We start from the raw sequence: 12,419 nt of genomic DNA on the forward strand, positions 1-12,419 counted from the left end.
TCGGTATCCATGGCACACCAGACCCGAGCCGGATCGACAAGACCGGTTCGCACGGTTGCGTGCGGTTGACCAACTGGGACGCCGAAGAGCTCGCCAAGCTCGTCAGCAAGGATGTGCCTGTCAAGTTTATGTAGGGAGGAATGTTTGACGACCAGGGGTCTGAATTGGGTGTTCGCTGATCGTCCTGCGCAGAAGCTCCGCCACTACTGCCGCGGCTTCGGCAGTGGTGTGTGGGAGCAAGACGACGAACTCCTCGCCTCCAAATCGCGCCAGGACATCGCTCTGCCGCATCCTCTCCCGACAGCGCCGGCTGGTCGACCTGAGCACCTCGTCCCCACCAGCATGACCGTGCGTGTCGTTGACAGCCTTGAAGGCGTCGACGTCGATCATGATGATCGATGCCTGCGAATCGAACCGGCGGACCTTCTCGAACTCGACATTGGCTATGTTGAAGAAATAACGGCGGTTCGGCAGGCCCGTGAGCGGGTCGGTTGCAGCGAGCCTTTCCAATTCGTTCTCGAGAAGCCGGCGTGCGGTGATATTCTCATGCGAGATCACCGCACCGCCTTCAGGTTCAGTTTCATCGGATCGATCCTTTCCATTCAACGACGGCTGCCGGCGGGGGCATCGGCCTAAATGCTCTTGCGCAGGGTGTCCTTGACGTTGACGCGATACCCATGCTTGGGACGGGGTCGGCTGCCCTTGGCTGCGACCTTGCGGGCTTCTTCAATGCCTTCTTCTTCAGGGCAATGATCTCCAGCAACCGAACGCCAAATGCAAGGCGTCCGACGCGGCATGGACGATCTGCGATCGCGGCCGAGAGCGGAAGGATGCTTAGGGTTCCGGCGACGACAGCGGTGGCGAGAGGGTTTCGACGAGTGAATGCCTGGCATTGCACGGGGCTGCCTTTGGCTGGCCTTACGGGACGAACTCGTCCAAGGCCCGGAAAGCTTTGATTTGAGGGGTTGCAAGAACTATCGGTGTCGCCCGTGGAGGAGCAGGGGGATCGGCCGAGGCAGCTATTTTAGCCGCATTAGATTCCTGTCGCCAAGCTGCACCACGGCATCGATTTCCTCGGATGTCCGCGTCGAATCCCATCCCCGCACCGTGGCCGCTATCGTCGCGATCTGCCTCAGATCGCCCGTGGTCAGGGAGCCCCGTATTGCAAGCGTCGTTCGGCGCATGACGATATCAGACAGATGCTCGACACATTCGTTGCGGAGGATGTAGTCGATCTCCGAGAGGCTGTAATCGGTCGAGCCGGGCAGGCGATCTTGGTCGCTCCAGGGACTGTTGTGACACGCGATCTGCAGCGCTTTGGTTCCATAGCGAGACAGGAGCTGGTCCAGACGGTCCTTCTGCAAATCCGATGCCGCATTGGCTTGGGTCAGCCAGCTTTCGCGAGCTGCGGCGTTGGGCGGGAAGTTCTTACCGCCACCGATTTGCATCGTTTGCGTCGTCGCCTTTCTGCTGTGTCCGAGGCGCGTCAGGATCGTATCGGCGACTTCCTCGGCGAAACCGCGAAAGGTTGTCCACTTGCCGCCAACCAGCGAGATGATCGGGAAGGGACGCGTCGGCTCCGGTTCGGCGACCGGGCTGGAATGGTCGCGGCTGATAAGCCCTGGGACAGAGGCGTTCGAGGCTGGCAAGGGCCTGATGCCGCTATAGGCATAGACGATCTGGTCGTGATTGAAAGTCATGCCCGGCAACAGGCTGCGCACACTCTCGAGCAGATACTCGATCTCTTGAGGGTCGCAGCGGACGGTGTCGGGATTGTCGGCCGGAATGTCGGTCGAGCCGACGAGAACAAGGCCGAGATAGTCGTAGACAAGGCAGATGCGTCCGTCGTCGGCTTCGAAGTAGATCATGCGCCCAGCGAGGCTTTGCACCAGTTCGTCATGCTTGAGAAGAATGTGCGAGCCCTTAGTGCCGCCAATCATTTTCGAGGGGGCGCCGAGCAGGGCATTGACATGGTCGATCCACGGGCCGGCGGCGTTGACGACCAGCTTCGGCCGTACGGAAAACGTGGTGCCGTTCTCTGGCTGGAAGGTCAAGGCGCCATTCGAGACGGAGGCGAGCGCGGTGTAGTTGGCGGCGGCCGAAAGTGAATCTTCTTCCAGCCCGTCGGCAATCAGTTCGAGGACCAGCCGTTCGGGATGGCTGATCTTGGCATCATAGTAAGTGCCGGTCGCGACGATCGACTTTGTCAGCGCCGGCATGTCGCGCAGCGCGCGGGCGCGGCCGAAAAGCTTGTGGCGCGGCATGACCCGGTTGCGCGAGCCGTAATAATCATAGATCGACAGGCCTATCTTGATGAGGATGGCGCCGCGGCTGCGCGGTGCGCTGGTCGAGCCGAAGAGGGTGCGAAGTGCTGCCCAGATGCCCTTGCTCCAGGAAAAGATCGGGATGATCGTCGGAAGCGGGCTGACGCAATGCGGCGCGTTCTTCAAAAGGAGATTGCGCTCCAGCGTCGATTGCGCGACCAGTCCGAATTCGCCGGTTTCAAGATATTTCAGCCCGCCATGGATCAATCGCGACGGAGCCGCGCTGGTGCCTGAGCCGAAATCGCCCTTGTCAACTATCAGACAGCTGACGCCTTGTGCGCAGAGATCGCGGAAGAGGCCGGCCCCGTTGATCCCGCCGCCGAGAATGACGACATCCACAGTGCCCGCCGTGGCAACTGCCGCAAGGCGGCCGGCGGGATCGATTGCCGTCTGGTTCGGTGAGGTCATGGTGCTGTCCTTACAATCCGCAGCCGCACGCCGGCCTGCTCCAGCTGTTGCGCCATTGCATCGCCGATGCCCTCGGTGACCAGAACCGTGTCAAAGGACGTGAGCTCTTCGAACACGTGCAGGGCCACCTTGTTGAATTTGACATGGTCGACCAGAAGAACGCGTGTGCTGGCGGCCGCCATCATCGCCTGCTTTACCCGGACGACCTGTTGGTCCTGGATGAAGCCGGTCGTGCCGGTAATCGCGGAGGCGGAGCAGATGAGGACATCGGCGCGCAGCCGCGAAATCGCGTTTTCACAGAGGATGCCGATATAGGCGTTGTAGGTGCGATGGTACTGCCCGCCGAGGCAGATGAAGTCGATGTCGTCGATATTGATCAGGTGCTCGGCGGTCGACATGCTGTTGGTGATGACGGTCAGTGGCTTGACCTCGAGCAGCAGCGGCGCGACGGCGTTGGCGGTGGTTGAATCGTCCAGCATCACCACCTGGCCCGCTGCGACATAGTCCATTGCGGCGCGTGCAAGCGCGTCCTTCTCGACCCGACCAACGGTCATGCGGTAGCGAAAAGTGCTCTCGTAGATGCCGGACGGCTGCACGGTGACGGCGCCGTGCAGTTTGCGCAGCACACCCTGGTGCGCAAGCTGGTCGATGTGACGATGGATCGTCATCCGCGAGACGCCGAAATGTTCGACCAGATCATCGATGCGAACCTGGCCGAATTTGATCACATAGTTGGCAATGTCCTCGCGTCGTTCGTCGGCCTTGATCACGCGGTGCCTCTGATGGTTTGCGATGCGAGGCGTTCTATCTCCGGCCATTGCGGCTTGAGCGCCTCGGCGATGCGGGAATAGAGGGCGAAGCGCTCGTCGAAGAGGGCGCTGCGTTCAGCGTCGGGCAGGTATCGGCGGCTTGTCGTCCCTTTAGGGTGTAGTGGTTGTTGCGACATCGGGAAGAGGCCGATTGCCGCACCTGCGCAGAGGGCTGCGCCGAAGGCGGCGGCCTCGTCGGTCGAGGTGACGGTTACCGGCATGTTCAGAATGTCGGCGAACATCTGGGCAAAGGCCGGGTTGCGGGAGCCACCGCCGGTCAACCGAGCCTCGCGGAAGGCAAAGCCGTCACGCAACGCCTCGACATGCGTGCGGTGATTGAAGGCAATGCCTTCCAGCACGGCTTTCAGCATATCGCCGCGATCGTGCCAGCCATGCAGACCGAGGAAGCTGCCGCTGGCGAGGTTTCCGTAGGGCGATCCAAAGAGGTAGGGGTGGAAGAGGATCGTGGAGGGTCTTTTCAGTGCTGCATCGATTTCGCCTGCCAGCATCGAGTGGATCGACCCGCCGGTCGCCGTGGCTTCATCCTGGTCCTTGCGGCAGAATGCATCGAGGAACCAGTCATAGTTCGCTGTGGACGCGGGCGAGATCGACATGTTGTTCCAGAAGCCGGGAGCTATGGCATTGCGGCAAAACCAGCGAGGGTCGGTGCGCGGCTCGGCCGACACCACTTCGTTGATCGAGTAAGTGCCGGCGACGATACCGACCACGCCCTCCGCGTGGCCGCCGATGCCGAGCGCCGAAGCGGTGACATCGTGCAGGCCGCTCGCGACCGGCGTGCCCTTTGCAAGGCCGGTCAGCGCGGCGGCCTTAGCAGTGACGCTGCCGACAATTTCGGCGGAATGGGCGACCGGAGGCAGGGCGTCAAAGAGCTGTTCAAGCCCGTAGATGCGCAGAGCTTCCGGCGAATAGGATTGGCTGCGAACATCGGTAAACGAGGTGCTGGCTTCGGTCCGGTCGGTGCCGATAATGCCTGTCAGGCAAAACCGCAGCCAGTCCTTGCAGGAGAGGATATGGGCAATACGGCTGAAGCGAACAGGATCGTTCTCCTTCAACCAGGCGAGCAATGCCGAAGGGGCAGAGGCGTGGGGGACCTGTCCCGTCAGGCGGAGTGCCTCGGCAAAGACCTGACTTGCCGACCATCGATCGACGATCGCGCCCGCGCGGCTATCGAGAGATAGGATGCCGGCGCCGAGAGGCCGGTGGTTCTCGTCAAGGAGATAGAGCCCGTCGCCGTGCGCGGTTGCGGCAAGTGCCTTGATGTCGCTGGCCGGCCTGCCGCTTTGCGAGATGGCCTCGCCGATCGCTTCGGCGGTCGCTTGCCAAAGGCCTGCCATGTCGCGTTCGACCCAGCGGGCATGCGGCATCGACTGCGGCACCCGCCGCCTCGCCACCGAAAGCTGCGTGCCGTCGACATCGAAGATTACCGCCTTGGTGACTGTCAGGCCGTTATCGATCCCTAGCAGACTGGGCATGATCTATCCGCTCTGTTCATTTGGCTATAAATAAACATACAAAGACGATAAGTTAACGTCAATAGATGTGATATTGCGCAGGTCGACGTGCGCGAAATCGTCGCGACGAGAAGCCCGCGGCGGCGGCGGTCACCCGATCCCAGGATGTCACCTGGCCTCTGGATCATAGCGTTGGATGGCCGATGCGTGGCCAAGGCCGCGGGTCGGGGCGACGACGACATTGATGCCCTTGTCGCGCATCCGGGCGATGTGCACGGCCGGTGTTCCATCATCGACGATGACGATGTCGAAACTGGTCAGCGGCGAAAAGGCATGAAGCGCTCGGCGGTCGAACTTGGTGTGGTCGGCAAGCAGGATGCGGGTCGAGGCCGAATCGAACATCGCCCTTTTTGTGTCGACCATCTCCAGGAACTGATGGAAGACGATGTCGTCTGTTATGGCCGACATCGACATAAACAAGGTGTCGGCGCGCAGCTGCGAGATTTCGTGTGTCGTCATGCGGCCGAGAAATGCGTTACACCAGTTGTAGTACTGGCCGCCGAGGCCGAGAAGCGTCACGTCGCGAACGCCCTTCAGTTCATTCATGAGCGTCAGCGAGTTTGTAATGACGGTCAGCGGCACGATCGACGGAAGGAAGCGGGCCATCTGCAAAACGGTTGTCGAGTCGTCGAAAAAGACCGCCTGTCCCGGTTCGACGAAGCGCATGGCCGCGAGCGCCAACGCCTTCTTCTCGGCAGACTGGCGACTGGAGCGATAGACATCGCTAGATTCGATCAGACTGGTTGGCGCTGCCGAGGCGATGCCGCGTGACTTGCGCAGGATTCCGCGACTGACCAGTTCGTCAAGGTCGCGATGTGCGGTCATCAGGCTTATGCCGAAGCGGTCGGTCAGATCCTCGATCCGCACCGATCCCTCGGCCATCACGGTCTCGGTGATCGACTGCCGGCGCGCGAGCTGGCGCGCGAGCCTGGTATCGCTGGGCACCTGCTCTGGGGTCAATCGCTTGTCGGCCGGTTCGCCGGCATCCTTGGACGCCGTCATCGTGCGCTCACGTCGGAAATACAAGTCGAAACTGTAACCTTAGGGAAAGCATTGGTCATTTCCGCCGCGTCGACTGCGGTGGTCGAGTGTGACATGTAGCTGTTCACGTTGCGCCCGAGCTCCTTGATGAGTTTGACATTGATGTCGGGTTTCAAACCTCGCCTTCAGTGTCTTCTTGTACTCGAAGCCGGCGTCGTCACAACCGGAAATACGTCGAACATCGCAGTCAATAGCGACAACCGTTCGGTTTTCCAAACGAAACAAATGGGGAGCGCCCAACGGCCGCTCCCCTGCGCCGTTACTGCGAGAGCGTGAACGGAGCTGTGTAGTTTGCCACGTTGTCTTTGGTGATCAGAAGGCAATCGAAGAGCTGTTTTTCGGCCGGCGCACCGATCTTGCCGGTTTTCAAAAACGAGTCTGCCTCATCCACGGCCTTCGCTGAGAAGACGGCAACCGGCTGGAGCACGGTATACTGCAGTTCGCCGGCCTTAATCGCAGCAACGGCATCTGGAGAGCCGTCGAAACCGCCAACCTTGATGTTAGCCAGCTTTCCAGCTTCCTTCAGTGCCGCAATCGCGCCAAGCGCCATTTCGTCGTTGCCGCTGATGACGCCAGTGATATCGGGATGCGCCTGCAGAAGGCTCTGCATCTTGTCGTGGCCCTGGGTACGATCCCAGTTGGCGACGTCCGAGCCAGCCTTTTCAAGGTCTGAATACTGGCTGAGCACGGTTGTGTATCCGTTCGACCGCGTTGCGGCATTGTTGTCGGAGGGAGCCCCCAGCAGTTCGACATATTTGCCCTTTTCTCCAACATCCTTCACCCATTGCTGGGCACCGAGCGCTGCACCTTGCGCGTTGTTGGAGACAAGCTGTGCCTTGGCCAGGCCAGCCTGGTTGATTTCCGCGTTGACGAGGAAGACCGGGATGTTTGCAGCAATGGCTTTCTTGACGGCGCCGATGGAGCCGCTGGCATTGGCCGGGTCGAGGATGATTGCCACGGATTTATTGGTGATTGCGGTGTCGATCAGGTTGCTTTCGGTGTTGGTGTCTGCCTTGTGGGCGCCGACATTGGCTTCATAGCCGAGCTTTTTTGCCTGGGCGGCGGCAACGTTACCCTCTGTCAGCCAGTAGGGGTTGGCCGGATCGTTGACGATGATCGAAATAAGGCCGCCGGCGGCAGATGCCGTGGTTGCTGACATGGCCAGGACCGAAGCCGACAGCGCAAAGGCTGCAGCCAGGATTTTAGTTTTGCTAAACATTATAACTTTCCTCCATTTGTTGACTGTAGTGCCGGTTGCCCGGATTTCTTCTCTCGAGCGGATTGAGCCTTTTCACGCTTTACCTCCCAGTTGCGGAGAAGTGGATTGGCCGTCGGTCGTGGTGGGCTTCTTGACGCGGCGGCGATACTGAACGGCATTGAGCAACACCGCGAGCACGATGACCGCGCCGGTGAAGACCGTCTGCCAGTAGGACGAGATGCCGATGATCACGAGACCGTCGGACAGAAAACCGATGACGAAAGCCCCAAGGAGCGTTCCGCGTATGTTGCCGCGACCGCCGGTGAGGGCCGCGCCGCCGATGACGACCGCTGCGATTGCGGTCAGTTCGTAAGAGGTGCCGGCGGTCGGACCGGCCGAGGTCAGCTGGGAGGACAGGATGAGCCCTGCGATGGAGGCGCAAATACCCGAAAGTACATAGACCCAGATCTGTACCGTCTTCACCGGGACGCCTGACAGTTCCGCCGCGCGCTCGTTACCGCCTGAGGCATAGAGCCATCGGCCAAAGGCCGAGCGGTTCAACATCAGGCTCACAAGGAACGCTATAACAACGAGCACGAGAACGCCGAGCGGAACGCCAAACAGGCGGTTGAAGCCGAGCCAGTCGAAGCCGGTATTGCCCAATTCAGGCTTGCCGCCGAGGTTGTTGTAGGTCAGCCCGTTCGTCATCAAAAGGGCGACGCCCCGCACCATGTACATGACGCCGAGGGTGGCAACGAAAGCCGGCACCTTGAAACGCGCGATAAGGACGCCGTTGACAAGTCCCACCAGCGCGCCAAGGCCACAGGACAGGACCGCAACGACCCACACCGGGGGAAACAGCACGACGCCGAACAGCTTCAACGTCACGCCCTGCATCATGAACCCGGCGATGCAGCCGGAAAGCCCGAGCGTCGATCCCACCGAAAGATCAATGCCGCCGTTCAGGATGACCAGCAGCATCCCGACCGCGAGAATCCCGAAGATGGCGACGTGCGACGACATGGTCAAAAAGTTGGCGGTCGAGAAGTAGTATGGCGACAGGATCGAAAAGACCACGATGATCGCTATCAGCGCGAAAAACGCGCGGCCCTCGAGCAGAAGCCTGCCCAGGTCGACGCCACCGCCAAACAAACCCGGGCGGGCGGCTTTGAGGGATGGACCAGCTTCGGTCATGGTCAAGGCTCCGTTCTTCTTATTCATAGGTCGATCACCGCTTCGCCCGAGGCGGCCATGATCTGCTCTTTCGTGGCATCAGATCCGAACTGCGCAGATATCCGGCCTTTGCGCATCACGACGATCCGGTGGGCGATGCTCAGGCATTCGGCGACCTCCGAGGTGGAAAACAGGACGGCGAGGCCCTGTGAGGCACGCTCCGCAAGCAGGCGGAACACCTCCGCCTTGGCACCGATGTCGATGCCGCGGCTGGGCTCATCGAGAAGAATGACCCGGGGGCTGGTTGCCAGGATCTTGCCTATAACGACTTTCTGCTGATTTCCACCGGACAGAGAGCCAATGGCGGCATCGCCGCCGGAGGTTTTGATGCGCACGTTTTGGATCGACTGTTTGATCAGTGCGCTTTCGCGTGAACGCGAGAGCAACATTCGCTTGATGAAGGTGCCGATGCTGGCGAGCGAAAGATTTGCGCCCACGGACATTGTCTGGACGAGCCCGTCGCGCTGGCGGTCCTCGGGAACCAGGGCAAGTCCACGCTCGATCCTCTCGGCGATGCTGAGCCGGGAGACCTCCTGACCCTCGAGAACGACCTTTCCGCCGGTCGGCTGCAGGCGGCCTGCGACGCATTCGAGCAGCTCGGTGCGTCCAGCCCCCATCAGGCCGTAGATGCAGACGATCTCTCCGGCCCGGATATCGAGGGACAGGCGGTCGACGACCGAGTAGCCGGATCCAGACGCATCAGCGACGCTCAAGCCGCCGATCGACAGGGCGACCTCGCCGAATTCGTGACCGGTTGGTGGCGAGCCAAGGTCGAAGTTCTCGCCCACCATGTTGCGCACGATCCACTCGAGATCGATATCCTTCGCCTCGGCTGTTGCGGTAATCGACCCATCACGCAGGACGACGGCAAAGTCCGTGATCTGCAGCGCCTCTTCGAGGTGGTGGGAAATATAGACAATCGAGACCCCGCGTGCGGTGAGGTCGCGGATTACCTTGAACAGCACCTCTACCTCGGTGGCGCTCAGCGCCGATGTCGGCTCGTCCATGATGAGGATACGCGAATCGACCGATAGCGCGCGTGCGATTTCGACGATCTGCTGCTGCCCCAGACGCAGCTCCTCCACGCGGGTCAGCGGGTCGATGTCTTCATTGAGATCGGCCATCAGCTTGCGCGTTTGACGGGCTTCCTCGGCGAAGTCGATTCCTGTCGGCGTTTGAAGCTCGCGTCCCATGAAGATGTTGTCGCGGACGCTGAGGTTGGGTGCAAGGCTCAGTTCCTGGTGAATGATCGAGATGCCGCGATCACGGGCATCGGTCGACGAATGGAAGATGACGCGCTCGCCATCAAGCTCGATATCGCCCGAACTCGGAGTGACGACACCAGATAGAATCTTCATGAGCGTGGATTTGCCCGCTCCATTCTCGCCGAACAGGGTCGTGACCTTGCCGCGGTGAATATCGAAGTTCACGCCCCTCAGCGCATGAATATTGCCATAGGACTTTGCGATGTTGCGCGCCGCCAGCACGGTGTCGTCGCGCGATCGGTCAAGATTGGATACGGCGCTCATTGGACATCCAGCTTCACGGGCGTAACAAGCCAGCTGTTGGGATTGATCAGTTGGAATACGCCGACGACCGACAAGGTCTTTCCGGTGAGGTTGCCGTTGTCGATCTTCGACAGAACCTGGGCCTTCATTTCCTTATTCAGGGCCGACCCGGCATTCTGATAGTCGATCTGGTTGGTGAACTGATCGAAAGTGATGGTGCCGGTCGAATCGCGTAAATCCGTCCCATTGATCGCCGGTCCCGTTTGGACGCGGATCGACACGGTGCTCGGAACGCCGGGGACAGTCACGCTGTAAACCCCTGATTTTGCGGCACCGGCAACACCAGTGAATTTGACTGACATCTCCGGGCCGATGCCGCCGGGAACGCCATACTGCTTCGCCGCCGCATCCTTGTTTGCCGCGATCGCTGTAGCCAATTGATCGGCGCTGGCGGCGCGTGCTTCGACGGCTGCTTGTACCTTCGGAAACTGTGCTGCGCCGAATGCCTCGGACGAGAAGACGTCGGGCGGCGCATCAGCTTCGGAGCCGATCTTCACGACCTTCGTATCGATCGCCATCGCGGCGAGCAGGACCAGGACCGCGGCAGAAACAATCGTTACCCGAAGGCGGCGTTTGGGACGGATGTTCATCGTGGCACCAGCGGGATTACTCATGGTGCGACCACCTTTGACTTAAAAACGGAGGGACGAGAGAGGCACGCCACGATGATGGCGCGTCGAGATGGCTCCCCGCACGAATGCGGCCGGGCGAGCAACTGAGCCAAGCTTCCAGCTGTCGAAGTCGAGCAGCATCAATTTTGCACATTGGTCGCCCCTCCTCCAAGTGGCCGGTTGTCTGGGGCAATGCCTGAACGGCATCGCCTCGATGGATATTGCCTACAAGTGATCTCCTCGCCTCAAATGTAGTAGCTGTGGTATATTTATGTTATCAGCCACATTCAATATGTGATATAGAAGATGTCTTGTCAATCGGCGCGACGAGGCCGCTATGACAGAGATTGACAAATTCCGGTAGAAATATGGAGGGCCTTGGACACTGCTGCGGCTCTGGGAATGACGGCAGCGTTGACCCATCCCCGGTACGGACGGCAAGTGATGGTCGTGGAAGTTGCAAAATTGGCGCTTTTTAAGTCAAAAATTGCCAAATCGTAGGGATCTAGGCGAGAATGTCCGATCGAGCGCGAGCCTGGCGCTGACGACGAGCGGGGTTGTGGTCTCCCGGTTGGAGCCTCGACCAATGCCCACTGGAACGTCATCTCATGTCACGCAACAAAGAGTGATATTGTTGACATATGTTATGAAACTGTGCAAAAAAATACACCAACTAATAATAATTTCACCAGCCGCAATCGACTTTGGGAGGCGAGATGGCGCGATTTTCCGAGAAACGCGACAGTGAAGACAGCCTCGCAGTGCGCGCGGCCTGGCTTCACTATGCTGCGGGAATGACGCAGGCCGAGGTTGCGAGCCGGCTGGGGGTCACGAGTGTCAAGGCGCACCGGCTGATCGCGCGCGCCAACCAGAATGGCGCTGTGAAGGTCACGATCGACGGCGAGGTGGCCGAGTGCGCAATGCTCGAGAGGGCGTTGGAGGTTCGTTACGGGCTTGAATATTCGGAAGTGGTACCGGATCTGCATGAGCAGGGTTTGCCGCTGAAGGCACTGGGCATGGCGGGCGCGGGATTCCTGCAGCGCGAGATCGAGAGTTTTCATGGAGGCGTTATCGGGATTGGTCACGGCCGCACCCTGGCTGCGGCGGTGACGGAGATGGCCCGCATGGATGCCGGGCGGGTACGGTTTGTATCTTTGTTGGGAGGAGTGACGCGGAACTACGCGGCCAATCCGCACGATGTGATGCACCGCCTGACCGAGAAAACCGGGGCGGCGGCGTTTGTCATGCCGGTTCCGTTCTTCGCCAATACGGTCGAAGATCGGGAGGTGCTGTTGGCGCAGCGCGGCGTGCGCGAGATTTTCGAGCTGGCGGCAAGGGCTGATCTGATGTTCGTCGGCGTTGGCACGGCAGCGCTGGATGCCCAGCTTGTCGCATCGCAGATGATTGAGGCGGCCGAAATTCGCGACGTGCGTGAACTGGGCGGCGTCGGAGAGATGCTAGGTCATTTCTTTGATCGCGTGGGCAAGCCGATCGAAACGTCGCTGTCGGCACGCACATTGTCGCCTGGTCTCGACGCGATGCGGGGAAGAAGGATTGTCGCCATCGCGGGCGGACATGAAAAGATCGGCGCGATCAGGGCTGTGTTGAAGAGTGGCTTTCTGCGCGGGCTGATCACCGATGAGCGCACAGCGCAAGCCCTCGCGAATGAGGATCCGGCATGGGTGCGCGGATGAA

The 12,419-nt window shown here is 60.3% G+C and carries 11 protein-coding genes; 2 read left to right on the forward strand and 9 right to left on the reverse strand.

The annotated features are described in order from the left end of the window. The coding region (locus tag CPY51_RS10465; RefSeq protein ID WP_146260114.1) for a L,D-transpeptidase at positions 1-134 on the forward strand (134 nt) is incomplete at its 5' end. Here CPY51_RS10465 and CPY51_RS10470 read toward each other — a convergent pair. From CPY51_RS10470 to CPY51_RS10510, 9 genes are all read right to left on the reverse strand, one after another. Beyond that, entirely contained in the window at positions 127-606 is a 480-nt protein-coding gene (locus tag CPY51_RS10470) for a GGDEF domain-containing protein (protein WP_111160184.1), read from the reverse strand. The genes CPY51_RS10465 and CPY51_RS10470 overlap by 8 nt on opposite strands. Positions 607-1,019: 413 nt before the next feature. After that, positions 1,020-2,732, reverse strand: coding sequence for a glycerol-3-phosphate dehydrogenase/oxidase (locus CPY51_RS10475; protein ID WP_111160185.1), 1,713 nt, complete (start codon positions 2,730-2,732; stop codon positions 1,020-1,022). Continuing rightward, positions 2,729-3,502, reverse strand: coding sequence for a DeoR/GlpR family DNA-binding transcription regulator (locus CPY51_RS10480; RefSeq protein WP_111160186.1), 774 nt, complete (start codon positions 3,500-3,502; stop codon positions 2,729-2,731). The genes CPY51_RS10475 and CPY51_RS10480 overlap by 4 nt, the downstream gene beginning before the upstream one ends. Beyond that, a complete protein-coding gene (locus tag CPY51_RS10485) occupies positions 3,499-5,034 on the reverse strand; it encodes an FGGY-family carbohydrate kinase (RefSeq protein ID WP_111160187.1) in 1,536 nt (511 codons plus the stop codon). The genes CPY51_RS10480 and CPY51_RS10485 overlap by 4 nt, the downstream gene beginning before the upstream one ends. 147 nt (positions 5,035-5,181) lie before the next feature. Further along, a complete protein-coding gene (locus CPY51_RS10490) occupies positions 5,182-6,075 on the reverse strand; it encodes a DeoR/GlpR family DNA-binding transcription regulator (RefSeq protein WP_111160188.1) in 894 nt (297 codons plus the stop codon). Positions 6,076-6,373: 298 nt separating this feature from the next. Beyond that, on the reverse strand, positions 6,374-7,333 hold the full coding sequence (locus CPY51_RS10495; protein WP_111160189.1) for a D-ribose ABC transporter substrate-binding protein: 960 nt from the start codon (positions 7,331-7,333) through the stop codon (positions 6,374-6,376). A gap of 72 nt (positions 7,334-7,405) precedes the next feature. Then, on the reverse strand, positions 7,406-8,506 hold the full coding sequence (locus CPY51_RS10500; RefSeq protein ID WP_111160275.1) for an ABC transporter permease: 1,101 nt from the start codon (positions 8,504-8,506) through the stop codon (positions 7,406-7,408). A gap of 23 nt (positions 8,507-8,529) precedes the next feature. Then, the gene (locus tag CPY51_RS10505; protein WP_111160190.1) at positions 8,530-10,074 is read right to left on the reverse strand and encodes a sugar ABC transporter ATP-binding protein; all 1,545 of its coding nucleotides are present in this window, start codon (positions 10,072-10,074) and stop codon (positions 8,530-8,532) included. Next, positions 10,071-10,727 carry a DUF2291 family protein gene (locus CPY51_RS10510; protein WP_111160191.1) on the reverse strand — a complete coding sequence of 219 codons (657 nt, stop codon included), beginning with the start codon at positions 10,725-10,727 and terminating at the stop codon, positions 10,071-10,073. The genes CPY51_RS10505 and CPY51_RS10510 overlap by 4 nt, the downstream gene beginning before the upstream one ends. Before the next feature lie 713 nt (positions 10,728-11,440). Here CPY51_RS10510 and CPY51_RS10515 point away from each other — a divergent pair. Continuing rightward, positions 11,441-12,418, forward strand: coding sequence for a sugar-binding transcriptional regulator (locus tag CPY51_RS10515; RefSeq protein WP_111160192.1), 978 nt, complete (start codon positions 11,441-11,443; stop codon positions 12,416-12,418). The last annotated feature ends 1 nt before the right edge of the window (position 12,419 follow it).

It is taken from the genome of Arminella tubonensis, assembly GCF_003240585.1.
Lineage (GTDB): Bacteria > Pseudomonadota > Alphaproteobacteria > Rhizobiales > Rhizobiaceae > Rhizobium > Rhizobium tubonense.